Consider the following 16,083-nt stretch of genomic DNA (forward strand, 5'->3'; position numbering starts at 1 on the left):
GAGCGATTATGTACGTCTTAGTCACAGGTGGTAGCGGTTACATCGGCAGTCATACTTGCGTGCAGTTGATTGAAGCGGGTTACACACCCGTCATTCTGGACAACCTTCACAACAGTAAAGTCAGCGTGCTTGAACGTATCAACACGCTCACCGGCAAAACGCCGCTGTTCTACGAAGGCGATATCCGTGACCGCGCGATCCTCGATAAAATTTTCAGCGAACACCAGATTCATTCGGTGATTCACTTCGCAGGCTGGAAAGCCGTGGGCGAATCCGTCGCCAAACCGCTGGCGTATTACGACAATAACGTCACCGGTACGCTGGTCCTTCTTGAAGCCATGCGCGATGCGGGCGTCAAAAACCTGATTTTCAGCTCCTCGGCGACCGTGTATGGCGATCAGCCAAAAACACCTTACGTTGAGGACTTCCCGACCGGTAACCCTTCCAGCCCTTATGGCCGCAGCAAACTGATGGTCGAGCAAATTCTGGAAGACGTTCAGCGCGCTGAGCCGGAGTGGAGCATGACGCTGCTGCGCTATTTCAACCCGGTCGGCGCACATCCGTCAGGCCTGATGGGTGAAGATCCGCAGGGCGTGCCGAATAACCTGATGCCGTTTATCGCGCAGGTGGCTGTCGGGCGCCGTGAGTCCGTTGCCGTATTTGGCAATGATTATCCGACCAAAGACGGTACCGGCGTGCGTGATTACATCCACGTTGTCGATCTGGCTGACGGCCATCTGGCGGCGATGAAAACCCTGCACAATAAATCCGGCGTTCACATTTACAACCTCGGCGCGGGTTTCGGCCAAAGCGTGCTGGAAGTGATCAACGCCTTCAGCAAAGCCTGCGGCAAACCGGTGAAATACACCTTTGCACCACGCCGTGACGGCGACTTACCGGCCTACTGGGCAGACCCGGCCAAAGCCGAAAAAGAGCTCAACTGGAAAGTCACCCGTACGCTGGAAGATATGGCGAATGACACCTGGCTGTGGCAGTCGAAAAACCCGCAAGGTTACCCAGACTAAGGCGGACTAAGGAATCTTTATGACCACGTTTAACCCAATTGATCACCCACATCGTCGCTACAATCCGCTGACCGATCAGTGGATTTTAGTCAGCCCGCACCGCGCCAAGCGCCCGTGGCAAGGGCAGCAGGAAGCCGTTTCGGATGAGGTTCTGCCGGCGCACGATCCTGACTGCTTCCTGTGTCCGGGGAATACCCGCGTCACCGGTGATGTGAATCCTCAGTACACCAGCACCCATGTGTTCACCAACGATTTTGCTGCACTGATGCCAGACACACCGTTTGCGCCGGAAAGTACCGATCCGCTGATGCGTCTGGAAAGTGCGCGCGGCACCAGCCGGGTGATTTGCTTTTCACCCGATCACAGCAAAACGCTTCCGCAACTTTCCGTAGAAGCGCTGACCGATGTGGTGAAAACCTGGCAGGAACAGAGCGCTGATCTGGGTAAATCCTACCCGTGGGTGCAAGTTTTCGAGAACAAAGGCGCGGCAATGGGCTGCTCCAACCCGCATCCGCACGGCCAGATCTGGGCCAACAGTTTCCTGCCAAACGAAGCTGAACGTGAAGACCGCCTGCAACGTGCCTATCTCGAACAACAGGGTTCGCCGATGCTGGTCGATTATGCTCAGCGCGAACTGGCCGACGGCAGCCGTACGGTGGTGGAAACCGAACACTGGCTGGCGGTGGTGCCTTACTGGGCGGCGTGGCCATTCGAGACACTGCTGCTGCCGAAAGCGCACATCCTGCGCATCACTGATTTAACCGAAGCACAGCGCAGTGATTTAGCCCTGGCCCTGAAAAAACTGACCAGCCGCTACGACAATCTGTTCCAGTGCTCTTTCCCGTATTCAATGGGCTGGCATGGCGCGCCGTTTACCGAAGGCGACCACCAGCACTGGCAGTTACATGCCCACTTCTATCCGCCGTTGCTGCGTTCAGCCACGGTACGCAAATTCATGGTCGGCTACGAAATGCTGGCTGAAACCCAACGCGACCTGACGGCGGAACAAGCCGCTGAACGTCTGCGGGCGGTGAGTGATGTCCATTATCGTGAGGCCGGAGAAAAACAATGAATCTGAAAACTAAAACCCTTGAAATCTTTGCTGATAAATTCGGCTACCCTGCGACCATCACCATCAAGGCGCCGGGCCGCGTGAATCTGATTGGCGAACATACCGACTACAACGATGGCTTCGTGCTGCCGTGTGCCATCGACTATGAAACAGTGATCGCCTGCGCGCAGCGTAATGACCGCACGATCCGCGTGATCGCCGCCGATTATGACAATGAGGAAGACAGCTTCTCTCTCGACGAACCTATTCTGCACTCCGACACGCACCCGTGGGCCAACTACGTGCGCGGCGTGGTGAAACATCTGATGCTGCGTAATAAAGATTTCTCAGGCGCAGACATGGTGATCAGCGGCAACGTGCCACAGGGCGCGGGCCTGAGTTCATCGGCATCTCTGGAAGTGGCGGTGGGTCAGGCGCTGAAATCCTTGTACGACCTGCCGCTGGACGGCGTGGCGCTGGCGCTGAACGGCCAGGAAGCGGAGAACCAGTTTGTCGGCTGTAACTGCGGCATCATGGATCAGCTGATTTCCGCCCTCGGCAAGGAAAATCACTCCCTGCTGATTGACTGTCGCTCGCTGGAAACCCGCGCGGTGTCTATGCCGAAAAATGCAGCCGTCGTCATCATCAACTCCAACGTGAAACGCGGCCTGGTGGACAGCGAATACAACGCCCGTCGCGAACAGTGCGAAGTGGCGGCCCGCTTCTTCGGCGTGAAAGCGCTGCGTGACGTAGACCCTGCCCTGTTCTTCTCCATTCAGGACGAGCTGGATCCGGTGGTGGCCCGCCGTGCGCGTCACGTTATCACTGAAAACGACCGCACGCTGGCAGCGGCTGACGCACTGGCCAGCGGTGACCTGAAACGTATGGGCGAACTGATGGCGGAATCTCACGCCTCCATGCGCGATGATTTCGAAATCACCGTACCGCAAATCGACAAGCTGGTGGACATCGTCAAAGAAGTGATCGGCGATAAAGGCGGTGTGCGCATGACCGGCGGCGGCTTCGGTGGCTGCATCGTGGCGCTGGTGCCGGAAGACATGGTGGAAAAAGTCCGTTACGCGGTTGAACAGCAATATCAGGCGCACAGCGGCCTGAAAGAAACCTTCTACGTCTGCACCGCTTCACAAGGAGCAGGCGTATGTTAAAACCTGAAAACACACAGCTGGCCCCAGATGGCCAGCCGTTTGAACAGGTAACGCTACAGAATGCGGCGGGTGCCACCGCCACATTCATGGACTGGGGCGCAACCTGGCTTTCTTTCACGCTGCCACTGGCGGACGGTTCCACACGAGAACTGTTGCTCGGCTGTGAGTCGCCACACGACTACATGAACCAGAGCGCATACCTTGGCGCGACCGTGGGACGTTATGCCAACCGCATCGCCCGTTCTCAGTTTGAGATCGACGGTAAACCGCATCTGGTGGTCGCCAACCAGGGCGTTCATCAGCTGCACGGCGGGCCGGAAGGTTTTCATGCGCGCCGCTGGAAGATCCTGTCCCGGACCGCACAAAAAATCAGTTTCCAGCTGTTTTCCGCCGACGGCGATCAGGGGTTCCCTGGGAATATGACCGCCACGGTGCATTATCAGCTGACCGACGATAACCGTCTGGAAATCCGCTACGAAGCCACCGTGGATAAACTGTGTCCGGTCAATCTGACCAATCATGCCTATTTCAACCTTGATGGCGAAGGCACCGATGCGCGCCAGCACAAGTTACAGCTGTTTGCCGATCGTTTCCTGCCGGTCGACAGCGACGGCATTCCCTGTGCTGACCCGACGACGGTGGAAAACACTGGCATGAACTTCAATGCACCGAAAACACTGGCGAAAGATTTCCTCAGCGACCGCGATCAGCAACGAGTGAAAGGCTACGATCATGCGTATTTGCTTAACCGTACCTGCAATTCCGGTGAATTCCCGGCGGCGCATTTATGGTCCGCTGACGGTAAAGTTCAGATGAGCGTTTTCACCTCAGCCCCGGCATTGCAGCTCTACAGCGGCAACTTCCTTGGCGGAACGCCAAACCGCAGCGGCGGTGAATATGCCAGCTACAGCGGTGTGGCGCTTGAAAGTGAATTCCTGCCAGACAGCCCCAACCACGCCACCTGGCCGCAGCCAAGTTGCTGGATAAAACCGGGGCAGACCTATAAGTCGGCCACGACTTATCAATTCTTCGCGCTGTAAATCCCAGGGACAGGATCGCCCGATCCTGTCCTTTTTGTGACTCATCCCGCATCTGCATCAGCACATTTTCAGCTAAAGACTTCCGCCGCATCTACGCTTAAGGGGTGTCCTGCGAAAAGGACGTTCATTAAGGAGTTCGTTATGCGCTTACCTGTTTTATTCACCCTGCTGGCTACCTTGTGCACCGCCGGTTCAGCTCTGGCGGCCGACCCGGTCAAAACCCCTTCTGCGGCACAGACTGCGCAACGTCAAAAGATGACAGATTGTAATTCGCAGGCCACCACGCAGTCACTCAAGGGTGAAGACCGCAAAAAATTCATGAGTAATTGCCTGAAAGCAGAGGCTAAAACTGACGATAAAATGAATCCTCAGCAGAAGAAGATGAAAACCTGTAATGCCGATGCGGCGAAGCAAGACCTGAAAGGCGACGCGCGTAAAACGTTCATGAGTACCTGCCTCAAAAAAGCCAGCTAATTACGCTGCACTTTTAGACAAAATGCGCGGTTCGGGCAACCGTCTGCGCGTTTTGTTTTACATCCCCGCAGCAAATTCGTTATGTTTAACCTCAAACGGTATGACACACCGCCAATCAGCGTACATACAGATTGCCGATGAGGATACCAAGACCCTATAATGATAATTGTTATCATTGAAAATTCAGTTAACTGAGGAGTTTAGCTATGGCTGTAACCAAACTGGTACTGGTAAGACACGGTGAAAGTGAGTGGAACAAAGAAAACCGTTTTACCGGCTGGCATGATGTTGAACTGTCCGAGAAGGGCCGTACCGAAGCAAAAGCGGCCGGTCAACTGCTGAAAGACGAAGGCTTCCACTTTGACTTCGCCTACACCTCTGTGCTGAAACGTGCCATCCATACCCTGTGGAGCGTTTTGGACGAACTGGATCAGCCATGGCTGCCGGTTGAGAAATCCTGGAAACTGAACGAACGTCACTACGGTGCGTTGCAGGGTCTGGATAAAGCTGAAACCGCGAAAAAATACGGTGACGAGCAAGTTAAACAATGGCGTCGTGGCTTTGCCGTGACACCACCAGAACTGGAAAAAAGCGACGAGCGTTTCCCAGGCCACGATCCGCGTTACGCAAAACTGAAACCGGAAGAGCTGCCGACCACTGAAAGCCTGGCGCTGACCATCGAACGCGTGATCCCTTACTGGACTGAAGTGATCAAACCACGCATCGAAAGCGGCGAGCGCGTGATCATCGCAGCACACGGTAACTCCCTGCGTGCTCTGGTGAAATACCTGGATGATCTGGGTGAAGACGAAATTCTGGAACTGAACATCCCTACTGGTGTTCCACTGGTTTACGAATTCGACGAAAACTTCAAACCTGTTAAACATTACTATCTGGGCAATGCCGACGAAATCGCAGCGAAAGCAGCGGCCGTGGCAAACCAGGGTAAAGCGAAGTAATTTCGCGTTTTCTGCGTCACGCAGAAAAACTGACAGAGGCACGCGAAAGCGTGCCTTTTTTGTCTGTGCACCCGCAGGAGAAAACCTATGCCCGTCAGACTCGCCTCACCCGATGAAGCAGAAACACTGTGGGACATCCGTAACCGGGCTATCCGCCACGGATGTCACAATACTTATGATGCCGGGGTTGTCATGGCGTGGACGCCGGATCAGATGCCTCCCGGCTACCGCAAAGCGATTGAGGAAAACCCGTTTTTCGTCGCGCACGCGCACGGGCAAGATACGCCCGTGGCAACCGGTTTTCTCGATCTGAAAAATGGCAGTGTTGAAGCGATTTTTACGTTGCCGGAATTCGAAGGGAAAGGCCTCGCCACGCAAATCCTTGAGGCCATAAAAGCCGAGGCGAAAGCCAGGGGGTTCAGAGCGCTGACGCTGGCTTCCACGCCCAATGCTTTTGAATTCTATAAGAAGAACGGGTTCAGTCTGGTGAAAGAGAGTCTGTACCGCTCTGAGATGGCGAAGGCTGATTTGCGTTGCATGGATATGCGCTGCGAGCTGTAAGGCGCTTTCTGATAATAAAAAGCCCCGCAAGACTGACGGGGCTTGTAAAGGCAATTCAGAGAGTGGAATTAACCGCGGCGCGCTTTTACCGCGTCAGCCAGGCTGCGCAGCAGCACTTCGGTATCTTCCCAGCCGATGCAGGCATCCGTTACGCTCTGGCCGTAAACCAGCGGCTCGCCGCTGTCGAGATTCTGATTACCTTCTACCAGGTGGCTTTCGACCATCACGCCCATGACAGCCTGCTCGCCGCCAGCGACCTGCGCACAAACATCTTCACAGACTTCCATCTGCTTTTTGAACTGTTTGCTGCTGTTGGCATGGCTGAAATCGATCATGATACGCGCCGGAAGACCGCCTTTTTTCAGGCCTTCTTTCACTTCCTGCACATCCTGCGCGCTGTAGTTTGGTTTTTTGCCGCCGCGCAGAATGATATGGCAGTCGTTATTTCCGCTGGTATTCACAATGGCGGAGTGACCCCATTTGGTGACCGACAGGAAGCAGTGCGGTGCGCCCGCGGCGTTGATCGCATCGATCGCCACTTTAATGGTGCCGTCGGTGCCATTTTTGAAACCAACCGGACAGGACAACCCGGAGGACAGCTCGCGGTGAACCTGAGACTCGGTGGTACGCGCGCCAATTGCGCCCCAGCTCATCAGATCGGCCAGATATTGCGGGGTGATCATGTCCAGGAACTCACCCGCCGCAGGCAGGCCGGTATCATTAATATCCAGTAACAATTTGCGTGCTATGCGCAAACCATCATTAATCTGGTAACTGTTGTTCATATGCGGGTCGTTAATCAGGCCTTTCCAGCCGACGGTCGTGCGCGGTTTTTCGAAGTACACACGCATCACGACTTCCAGCTCGCCCTGCAGTTCTTCACGCATTTTCATCAGGCGGGCGGCGTATTCTTTGGCAGCTTTGGGATCATTGATGGAACAGGGACCGATCACTACCAGAAGACGATCATCGTTTCCTTTCAGAATCTTATGAATGGCATTGCGTGCCTGAGAGACTGTTTTCGCCGCTTTATCTGTCGCAGGAAATTTTTCCAGCAAGGCGACAGGTGGCAAAAGTTCCTTAATTTCTTTAATACGTAAATCGTCGTTTTGATAATTCATAACTGTTCCATTCGGGTATTCATAAGAGACGAAGCGAAACGCTGACCGCGTTCAATCTAGCCGTATTGGGTGACGGTGTAAATCTACTTTTACACTTACGAATAGTCTCATTTTGATTCAGGACATGAATTCATTAGCTAGGCTTTAAGAGTTCACAAAAAACGACGACGGATCCTTCTGGAATAATGGAGATGACAATATGAATAAGTTCGCAATCGCATTTTTTACCGCAGCTCTGGCCCTGACTTCAGGTGCCGCGCTTGCAGAAGGCACAGACGCTGGTTCAAATAACGGCGCAGCAAATCAGTCAGACAGCCCGGGTTCAATTCAGAAAATCGCACCTAAAGGTGTCGATAACAGCAAAATCAACGAAACCAATAAACCCGTTGATGAAGTCCATAAAAAAACGCACAAAACGACTGACAAAACTCACAACATGAGTAAGAAAACAGTCGACCATAAAAAAGCCATGTGTAAGGACGGCCGTTGTCCGGATCAGGTCCCAGGCACTAACCAGTCTAAAGCCACGGGTAACTAATTCCCGCCCCGGCAATGCTGAACAGAGGAACTTCGGTTCCTCTTTTTTTGCCCTTTCCCCTTCTTGCAACACCTCAAGATTACGTTATTGTAATCCCCTCTATTCATCATCTTTGTGAATACAACTATGTCTTCTTTTTTACCTCAGGATAAAAACAGCCGCCGTCTGTTGCTGGCGTTTTTAATCACCGTCACCTTTATGGTGGCGGAAGTGATCGGCGGTTTAATTTCCGGCTCACTGGCGCTGCTGGCCGACGCGGGACACATGCTGACCGACGCCGCTGCACTGCTTGTAGCGCTGTTGGCGGTACGTTTCGCGAAACGTAAGCCTAACTCGCGACATACCTTTGGTTATCTGCGCCTGACCACCATGGCGGCTTTCGTGAACGCGGCGGCGCTGCTGGTGATTGTCGTGCTGATTGTCTGGGAGGCGATTGCCCGTTTCTTCAATCCGCAACCTGTGATGGGCACCACGATGTTAGTGATCGCCATTGCCGGGCTTTTTGCCAATATTTTGGCATTCTGGCTTCTGCATCAGGGTGAAGAAAAAGCCAATATCAATGTGCGTGCTGCCGCGCTGCACGTACTGGGAGATTTGCTCGGGTCGATTGGTGCGGTCGGTGCAGCGCTCATCATCATGTATACCGGCTGGACGCCGATCGACCCGATTCTGTCTGTGCTGGTGTCTTGTTTAGTGCTGAGTAATGCGTGGCGGTTACTGCGCGAGAGTTTCCATGAGTTACTGGAAGGGACGCCGGAGGAAATCGATATCGAGCAACTGCGCAGGGACCTGTCGCAAAGCATTCCCGAAGTGCGCAATGTGCATCACGTTCACGTCTGGCAGATTGGCGAGCAACGGCTGATGACGTTGCATGTTCAGGTCGTTCCGCCACATGACCACGACGCACTGCTTGACCGTATTCAGCATCACTTACTGGAAAAATGTCGCATTGGCCATGCAACGATACAGATGGAGTACGGTACATGCGAAACGCCAGATTGCGTGATCAACGAAGTGCCTGCCGCCAGCGCGGGACACGATCATCACGGTCATAGCCACGCACATCATCACTGACTGTCAGTTGTTTCATAAAGCAAAACGCCTCCGTCCGGAGGCGTTTTGCTAATGCAAGGAACTCAGGCCGTTTGCAGCGGCAGTGAACCGTTTTGCTTCGCGCTTTTGATCCACAACCATGAACCGTTCAGCGCAATCAGTGTGAGCAGCACATATTCAAGCGCCATGGCATACACGCCCTGATAGGCGAATATCGCCACGCTTATCACGTCGATGACCACCCACAGCAGCCAGTTCTCGACGTATTTTCGGGTCATCAACAACATCGCGACAATTGACAGCACCATCATGGAAGAATCCCAGAACGGGAAAGCATCCGGCTGCAATTCCGGCATCTGAACATTCAGCCCTAACGCCTGCATCAGATTGACGGCCAGCAACGTGAGCGCAGCAAATACACGGTCAATGTTGAACGTCATCAGTAAAATACCCGCGAGGCAAACCACGCCCCACACCACCGCCTTTCCACGTGGCAGCCAGCGAATTTGCAGCTCTGCCTGTTGATCTGCCGTCTTACGGCTCCAGGCATACCAGCCGTAAATATTGGCACCGAAGAAAAACACCTGAAGCAAGAGGCTTGCGTAAAGCTGGATCTGGAAGAAGATGATCGCAAACAGCGTGACGTTAATAAGGCCAAACGGGTAGTTGATCAGTTTCTCTTTACTGGCATACCAGATGCACAATAAGCCAAAGAGTGTACCGACAGCTTCGATCCATGACAGGTCATATCCGCCTTTTCCCAGCGGAATATGCACCAGGATATTGCTGGTACTTAAAAAATCCATCATTGCACATTTCCTTTTCGACAGTTACAAAGCTGTGGCTTAGAGCGCTTTCGTCTGAGGGCGTAATTTCAGTTCCGCCGCAAACGCCAGCATACGGTTCAGGGGTATCAGCGATTTCACCCGCAGCGCTTCATCTACTTCTATAGCATGTTGTGCACCGCCGGACTCAAGCCCGTCTGCAATGGCTTTCAGGCCATTCATCGCCATCCACGGACAATGCGCACAGGTGCGGCAGCTTGCGCCCTCGCCCGCCGTCGGGGCTTCGAACAATTCTTTGTCCGGGCATGCTTGCTGCATTTTGTAGAAAATTCCACGATCGGTCGCCACAATCAGCTGCTTGTTTGGCAAGGTTCTGGCCGCCTGAATCAGCTGGCTTGTAGAACCGACGGCGTCAGCCATGTCTACGATCGCCTGTGGGGACTCCGGATGCACCAGCACAGCGGCATTCGGGTACAAACCTTTCATTCGGGTCAGGGCCTGTGTTTTGAACTCGTCATGGACGATACAGGCCCCCTGCCAGCACAACACGTCGGCACCCGTCTGTTTACGCACGTAATTTCCGAGATGACGGTCCGGCGCCCAAATGATTTTTTCACCCAGACTGTCCAGATGCTCAATAAGTTCAACCGCGATGCTGGATGTCACCACCCAGTCGGCGCGTGCTTTTACCGCCGCAGAGGTATTAGCGTAGACCACCACGGTGCGGTCAGGATGCTGGTCGCAAAAATCTGAGAACGCCTGCTCCGGGCAACCGAGATCCAACGAACACTCCGCATTGAGCGTCGGCATCAGCACCGTTTTCTCAGGGCTGAGGATTTTGGCCGTTTCGCCCATAAAGCGCACGCCGGCTACCAGCAGCGTGGAAGCGGGATGCTGACTGCCAAAACGCGCCATTTCTAAAGAGTCCGCGACGATACCGCCAGTTTCCTCGGCCAGCGCCTGAATCTCAGGATCGGTGTAATAATGCGCCACCATCACGGCATCACGTTCTTTTAGCAGTTTTCTGATCTTCTCTTTATAGAAAGTCTTTTCATCTGCATTCAGAACGGCGGGTTTCGGGGGGAAAGGATAAACCGTCGCATTCAGATCCAATGTTTCGCTCATACTCGTCATCTCATTCAGTCAGGCCGTATGCCTGAAGGCGGGAAGCCACTCTCTGGTTCATGATGAAGCAGAGTAGTTTTGTATGCTAAACAAAATACCGTAAAACACGAGTGAAGTCGTCCAAATTATAGACGTAGAGCTTAAAATGTTTACTGGACTTAAAAGAGACGAGGTTTGAGCAAATTACAGGAAAAACGAAGACCGCGATGGAAGGAAGTTTCGGGCGTCAGATGCGAAAAAAGCGCCAAAAGGCGCTTTTTTCTGAATTCTGCAATTTAGAGGGTGGGCCGTGCTGGATTGACTCGGTTACACCTCGCCCTGCGGGCAACGCTTGCGCGTTGTCGTCTCGCTTCGCTCGGCTCGAACCCATGGTTCTCATCCTGCACTGCTTCACTACATTATCCACTTTAAAAGTGGTGGGCCGTGCTGGATTCGAACCAGCGACCAATTGATTAAAAGTCAACTGCTCTACCAACTGAGCTAACGGCCCATCTAAATGCTGGGTACTGATTTACTAATGGCTTTCAAAATCTTCAGGGGTTACACCTAAAAGTGGTGGGCCGTGCTGGATTGACTCGGTTTCACCTCGCCCTGCGGGCAACGCTTGCGCGTTGTCGACTCGCTTCGCTCGGCTCGAACCCATGGTTCTCATCCTGCACTGCTTCACTACAGTTTCCACTATAAAAGTGGTGGGCCGTGCTGGATTCGAACCAGCGACCAATTGATTAAAAGTCAACTGCTCTACCAACTGAGCTAACGGCCCTTCCTGAATACTTTCGTCTGCCTTCATGTCTTGCAGTTGGTGTGCAAGCCACTACAGTGTGTTTAGATTGGTGGGCCGTGCTGGATTCGAACCAGCGACCAATTGATTAAAAGTCAACTGCTCTACCAACTGAGCTAACGGCCCCTCTAAACCTACTGCATATTGCCTAAATCTCTGACAGCGTTAGCCGTTTGGAGTTGTCTGGGCAACGGCGGCATATATTACTTATTTAACTTTTCAGTGCAACTTTAATTTTCAGAAAGAGTGCTAACTGATGGCGTTTCACACACTCAAGCCCAGAAAATGCACGATATGTACATTTTCCAGACCTGAATGAAGAACTAGTTTGCAGATAAACGTTTTTGAGCTTGTTTTGCCGCATCGGTATTTGGGTACTGTTTCACGACCTGTGCGAAGACGGCTTTGGCTTTATCAGCCTGACCTTTCTCCTGCATGATCACCCCAACCTTGAACATTGCGTCAGAACTTTTTGGAGACTTAGGATAGTTTTTGACCACGACTGCAAAATAATACGCAGCGTCGTCTTTTTTACCCTTGTTGTAATACAACTGTCCTAACCAGTAGTTGGCGTTAGGCTGATAAGTCGAATCAGGATATTTTTTGACGAAACTCTGAAAAGCCGCAATGGCTTCATCATACTGTTTCTTTTCCAGCGCCAGTGAAACCGCAGCATTGTAATCGCTGTTCACGTCACCGGTGCTTGCAGGCGCTTGTGCAGCCCCCGCATCCGGCGTTGCGGCAGCAGACCCAGACGCATCACCTGTGGCTGCAGCAGCGCCCGTACTGGCGGCTCCGGCATTACCCTGGCTTAAGCTGTCCATCTGGTTAAAGATCTGCTTCTGGCGATCAGCAAGCTGACTCAACTGATACTGGTTCTCCTGGATTTGACCACGAAGAGTATCCATATCACGTTGGGAATCAGAAAGTTGTTGCTGGAGTTGAGTTAATAGCTGGCTGTGAGCGTTAGAAATACGCTCCAGAGAGGTGACCCGATCTTCAATCGAGCCTGAGCCGACATTACTGATTGGCGCTTGGGCAGTAGCGGCCCATGGGACCGCTACGCCAACCAGTAACGACAGACTCAACAAGTGAGTTCTGAAGTTACTGCTCATACTATTCTCTTAGTAAACCAGTACGGCACGACGGTTTTTGGCGTATGCCGCTTCGTCATGGCCCAGTACAGCTGGTTTTTCTTTACCGTAAGAAACGATAGAGATTTGGTCTGCAGAAACGCCTTTACCTTGCAGGTACATTTTAACTGCAGTAGCACGACGTTCGCCCAGCGCGATGTTGTACTCAGGAGTACCACGTTCGTCAGCATGGCCTTCTACGGTCACTTTGTAAGATGGGTTGCTACGCAGGAAAGCTGCGTGTGCATCCAGCATCTGAGCGAATTCAGAAGACACATCGTACTTGTCCAGGCCGAAGTAAACGATGTTGTTTTTCTGCAATTCTTGCATCTGCAGACGTGCTTGCTCTTCTGAAGACATATTTGCGTTTTCAGTGCCAGCGCCGGTGTTCAGACCCATACCTGATTGGTCGTTGTCTGCGTTCTTGTGAGAACTACAAGCAGCGACTGCCAGTACAGGCAATGCCAGCATCAGCCCTTTCAGAACTTTGTTCAGTTGCATCTATTCGATCCTTTTATAATTTTTTGCCATACATAGTTGTATATGCATCACAGATACGGCGACCAGGCAGGAAATTTGACCTGTCCATCAGTTGCCGGAAGACGCGCTTTGAAACGTCCATCAGTCGATACCAACTGCAACACGGAACCCAGACCCTGTGAAGAGCTGTAAATAACCATGGTGCCATTTGGTGCGAGGCTAGGCGTTTCATCCAGGAACGTGTCCGTCAATGTTTGAACGGCTCCCGTTGCCAGATCTTGTTTAGCGATGTGCTGTGTACCGCTGGCGCTGCTTACCATTACCAGGAACTTGCCATCTGCACTGACGTCAGAGTCCTGATTTTGAGCACCTTCCCAGGTCAGACGTTGTGGCGCACCGCCATTAATATTCACTTTATAAACTTGTGGTCGACCGCCCTGATCCGAAGTAAACGCCAGGTTCTGGCTGTCCGGGAACCAGGTTGGTTCGGTGTTGTTGCTGCGACCGTTAGTGACCTGGCTGATTTGACCAGAGCCAAGATTCATTACGTACAGGTTCAGGCTACCGTCTTTAGACAGGGCGAAAGCCAGTTTGCTGCCATCCGGAGAGAACGCAGGTGCACCGTTGTGACGTGGGAAGGAGGCAATTTGTCTAATATTGCTATTAGCCAGCGTCTGCACAACCAGGGCAGAACGGCCACTTTCGAAGGTCACATAAGCCAGTTTGCTGCCGTCTGGTGACCAGGCCGGTGACATTAAAGGTTCTGGTGAACGATGAACAACGAACTGGTTGTAACCGTCGTAGTCAGCAACGCGCAGTTCATACGGGAACTTGCCGCCGTTAGTCTGAACGATGTAAGCAATACGGGTACGGAATGCGCCTTTCACGCCAGTGAGTTTTTCAAATACCTCATCGCTGGCCGTATGGGCAGAATAACGCAGCCATTGCTTGGTCACTTTGTACTGGTTTTGTGCCAGAACGGTGCCAGGTGCGCCAGAGGTGTCAACTAACTGATAAGACACTACATAGTTGCCATCGGCAGCAGGTTGAACCTGACCGATAACCACCGCATCAATACCCAGGGCGGTCCAGGCGGCAGGCGTGACTTCTGCTGCGGTGGACGGCTGCTGTGGCATACGAGATGCATCAATAGGGTTAAACTTGCCGCTGTTACGTAAGTCAGCAGCAACAATGCCACCAACGTCTTCAGGTGGTGTACCTGGACCAACCCATTTGAATGGCACAACGCCAATCGGGCGAGCCGAATCCACACCCTGGGTGATTTCGATACGAACTTCTGCATGTGCTACAGATGCCCACATCATTAAAAGGCCGAACGCTACTCGAAATGCCTGCTTCATTGTATCTCCCTTATCTGGACGTATCTGCCCGCGATAATTTAGCAGAATTTTAACAAACCAACGCATACAAAACTAGAATTACACCCTGCAATCTATCGTAAAAATCTGAAAAGAAATTATTTTCGTCTTTCTACGGTTTAAAATCTATCGGAGCATTTTTAAAGACTTCATAGACTGCTTCAGAAGGCGGTTTCGGGAACTTCGCCTGTCGGGCCGCGGCAAGCGCTGCCTGACAAAGTGCAGGATCCCCACCTTCCGCCGACACGCTGATAAGCGAGCCATCCGGATTCATTTTAACGCGCAACGAACAGGTTTTACCTGCATAGGATGACGCGTCATAGAATCTGCTCTCAATGGCGGCCTTAATCTGGCTACCATAGTTCGCAATATCTGCACCTGATGCGCCTGCCTTTTTCTGAGTGCCCTTCCCTGCCGGAGCAGAAGCACCGCCCCCCGTTGCCCCTTTCGGTGCATTTTTAGAGTCGGCGAGGCCATCAAATAAATTATTCGCATCAGCCGCCTCTTTGGCAGCTGCTGCAGCAGCAGCCTTTTTATCGGCTGCAGCTTTCTTGGCTGCAGCGGCAGCTTCCGCTTTTTTCTCCGCAGCAGCCGACGCTTTGGCATCAGCGGCAGCTTTTGCATCAGCGTCAGCTTGTGCCTTCGCATCCGCAGCAGCCTGAGCTTTGGCTTCGGCAGCCGCGGCTTTTTTAGCTTCGGCAGCTGCTTCTTTCTTCGCATCTGCTTCGGCTTGTTTCTTCGCGGCAGCGGCGGCGGCAGAAGCTTCAGCCTCTGCTTCTTTTTTAGCATCCGCAGCGGCTTTTTTCTGCGCGTCAGCTTGTGCTTTAGCCGCCTCTTTCGCGGCATCCGCTTTCGCTTGTGCGGCTGCTTTGGCGGCTTCAGCTTTCGCTTGTGCGGCTGCGGCCTCTGCTTGTTTCTGTTGTTCTTTCGCTTGTTCAGCAGCTTGTTCGGACTGCTTTTGCTGCTGGGCCTGTTCCTGCGCCTGCTGTTTCGCATTTTCCTGCGCTTGCAGACGTTCTTTTTCGAGCTCTTTCAGGCGCTGCTGTTCTGCGGCCTGTTTCTGCTGTAACTCTTCAGCCTGCTGTTCTGATTTTTTCTGACGCGCTTGTGCAGCACGTTGGGAATCAGCCTGTTGCTGCTGTTGACGATTGTACTGATCAACCACGGCACTCGGATCGACCATCACAGCGGAAATATCACTACCGCCACCGCCGCCACTCATGCTGGTATCTTCGTCCAGCGATCCCAAAATCAGCAGGCCTATAATGATGATATGCAGAACGACCGAAACAATAACGGCGCGTTTGAGCTTATCGTTTTGTTCAGTTGCAGTTGCCTTTACCAAAATAGATTTCCCAAGACAGGATTACTAAAAACCCGGGTTCCTTCGTTGCCTGTCGTCTTTTTTAACA

Annotated in this window: 16 protein-coding genes, 3 tRNA genes and 2 other RNA genes; 9 read left to right on the forward strand and 12 right to left on the reverse strand. The window is 52.7% G+C overall.

Going from position 1 to position 16,083, the window contains the following annotated elements; all coding sequences use genetic code 11:
• Nucleotides 1-8 precede the first annotated feature (8 nt).
• The 7 genes from galE to J1779_RS23275 all read left to right on the forward strand — a co-directional run bounded on the left by galE (nucleotide 9) and on the right by J1779_RS23275 (nucleotide 6,276).
• A complete protein-coding gene (gene galE / locus J1779_RS23245) occupies nucleotides 9-1,025 on the forward strand; it encodes a UDP-glucose 4-epimerase GalE (protein WP_136375552.1) in 1,017 nt (338 codons plus the stop codon).
• Between the two features lie 19 nt (nucleotides 1,026-1,044).
• On the forward strand, nucleotides 1,045-2,097 hold the full coding sequence (gene galT, locus J1779_RS23250; RefSeq protein ID WP_217204916.1) for a galactose-1-phosphate uridylyltransferase: 1,053 nt from the start codon (nucleotides 1,045-1,047) through the stop codon (nucleotides 2,095-2,097).
• Complete coding sequence (gene galK / locus J1779_RS23255) at nucleotides 2,094-3,242, forward strand: galactokinase (RefSeq protein ID WP_217204917.1); 1,149 nt, start codon at nucleotides 2,094-2,096, stop codon at nucleotides 3,240-3,242. The genes galT and galK overlap by 4 nt, the downstream gene beginning before the upstream one ends.
• Nucleotides 3,236-4,282, forward strand: a complete 1,047-nt coding sequence (gene galM / locus J1779_RS23260; RefSeq protein WP_056771702.1) for a galactose-1-epimerase — start codon at nucleotides 3,236-3,238, stop codon at nucleotides 4,280-4,282. The genes galK and galM overlap by 7 nt, the downstream gene beginning before the upstream one ends.
• A gap of 141 nt (nucleotides 4,283-4,423) precedes the next feature.
• Complete coding sequence (locus tag J1779_RS23265) at nucleotides 4,424-4,756, forward strand: PsiF family protein (protein ID WP_056771698.1); 333 nt, start codon at nucleotides 4,424-4,426, stop codon at nucleotides 4,754-4,756.
• A gap of 206 nt (nucleotides 4,757-4,962) precedes the next feature.
• Nucleotides 4,963-5,715 carry a 2,3-diphosphoglycerate-dependent phosphoglycerate mutase gene (gene gpmA, locus J1779_RS23270; RefSeq protein ID WP_056771695.1) on the forward strand — a complete coding sequence of 251 codons (753 nt, stop codon included), beginning with the start codon at nucleotides 4,963-4,965 and terminating at the stop codon, nucleotides 5,713-5,715.
• Between the two features lie 87 nt (nucleotides 5,716-5,802).
• The gene (locus J1779_RS23275) at nucleotides 5,803-6,276 is read left to right on the forward strand and encodes a GNAT family N-acetyltransferase (protein WP_217204918.1); all 474 of its coding nucleotides are present in this window, start codon (nucleotides 5,803-5,805) and stop codon (nucleotides 6,274-6,276) included.
• Between the two features lie 68 nt (nucleotides 6,277-6,344).
• Here the strand turns inward: J1779_RS23275 and aroG are convergent, their stop codons facing one another.
• On the reverse strand, nucleotides 6,345-7,397 hold the full coding sequence (aroG, locus tag J1779_RS23280) for a 3-deoxy-7-phosphoheptulonate synthase AroG (protein WP_056771688.1): 1,053 nt from the start codon (nucleotides 7,395-7,397) through the stop codon (nucleotides 6,345-6,347).
• A 199-nt stretch (nucleotides 7,398-7,596) separates the two neighbouring features.
• Here aroG and J1779_RS23285 point away from each other — a divergent pair, with 199 nt between their 5' ends.
• Nucleotides 7,597-7,935 (forward strand): protein YbgS, encoded by a 339-nt coding sequence (locus J1779_RS23285; protein ID WP_056771685.1) that lies wholly within the window; start codon nucleotides 7,597-7,599, stop codon nucleotides 7,933-7,935.
• Nucleotides 7,936-8,061: 126 nt separating this feature from the next.
• A complete protein-coding gene (gene zitB / locus J1779_RS23290) occupies nucleotides 8,062-9,009 on the forward strand; it encodes a CDF family zinc transporter ZitB (RefSeq protein WP_183846219.1) in 948 nt (315 codons plus the stop codon).
• Between the two features lie 62 nt (nucleotides 9,010-9,071).
• Here zitB and pnuC read toward each other — a convergent pair whose 3' ends face one another.
• The 11 genes from pnuC to tolA all read right to left on the reverse strand — a co-directional run bounded on the left by pnuC (nucleotide 9,072) and on the right by tolA (nucleotide 16,016).
• Nucleotides 9,072-9,794, reverse strand: a complete 723-nt coding sequence (pnuC, locus tag J1779_RS23295) for a nicotinamide riboside transporter PnuC (RefSeq protein WP_217205056.1) — start codon at nucleotides 9,792-9,794, stop codon at nucleotides 9,072-9,074.
• A 39-nt stretch (nucleotides 9,795-9,833) separates the two neighbouring features.
• Nucleotides 9,834-10,898 (reverse strand): quinolinate synthase NadA, encoded by a 1,065-nt coding sequence (nadA, locus tag J1779_RS23300; protein WP_122095859.1) that lies wholly within the window; start codon nucleotides 10,896-10,898, stop codon nucleotides 9,834-9,836.
• A gap of 280 nt (nucleotides 10,899-11,178) precedes the next feature.
• A non-coding RNA gene (locus tag J1779_RS23305) (RtT sRNA) lies at nucleotides 11,179-11,298 on the reverse strand.
• A 14-nt stretch (nucleotides 11,299-11,312) separates the two neighbouring features.
• Nucleotides 11,313-11,388: transfer RNA gene (locus J1779_RS23310), tRNA-Lys, on the reverse strand.
• Nucleotides 11,389-11,451: 63 nt separating this feature from the next.
• Nucleotides 11,452-11,571, reverse strand: a non-coding RNA gene (locus J1779_RS23315) — RtT sRNA.
• 14 nt (nucleotides 11,572-11,585) lie between these two features.
• Nucleotides 11,586-11,661 (reverse strand) — tRNA-Lys (locus tag J1779_RS23320).
• Between the two features lie 68 nt (nucleotides 11,662-11,729).
• Nucleotides 11,730-11,805 (reverse strand) — tRNA-Lys (locus J1779_RS23325).
• 197 nt (nucleotides 11,806-12,002) lie between these two features.
• Nucleotides 12,003-12,794, reverse strand: a complete 792-nt coding sequence (gene cpoB / locus J1779_RS23330) for a cell division protein CpoB (protein WP_056771676.1) — start codon at nucleotides 12,792-12,794, stop codon at nucleotides 12,003-12,005.
• A 9-nt stretch (nucleotides 12,795-12,803) separates the two neighbouring features.
• The gene (gene pal / locus J1779_RS23335) at nucleotides 12,804-13,313 is read right to left on the reverse strand and encodes a peptidoglycan-associated lipoprotein Pal (protein ID WP_056771674.1); all 510 of its coding nucleotides are present in this window, start codon (nucleotides 13,311-13,313) and stop codon (nucleotides 12,804-12,806) included.
• A gap of 47 nt (nucleotides 13,314-13,360) precedes the next feature.
• On the reverse strand, nucleotides 13,361-14,653 hold the full coding sequence (tolB, locus tag J1779_RS23340; protein WP_056771671.1) for a Tol-Pal system beta propeller repeat protein TolB: 1,293 nt from the start codon (nucleotides 14,651-14,653) through the stop codon (nucleotides 13,361-13,363).
• 130 nt (nucleotides 14,654-14,783) lie between these two features.
• Nucleotides 14,784-16,016, reverse strand: a complete 1,233-nt coding sequence (gene tolA, locus J1779_RS23345; RefSeq protein WP_056771668.1) for a cell envelope integrity protein TolA — start codon at nucleotides 16,014-16,016, stop codon at nucleotides 14,784-14,786.
• Nucleotides 16,017-16,083 lie beyond the last annotated feature (67 nt).

Source organism: Rahnella rivi (assembly GCF_019049655.1).
Lineage (GTDB): Bacteria > Pseudomonadota > Gammaproteobacteria > Enterobacterales > Enterobacteriaceae > Rahnella > Rahnella rivi.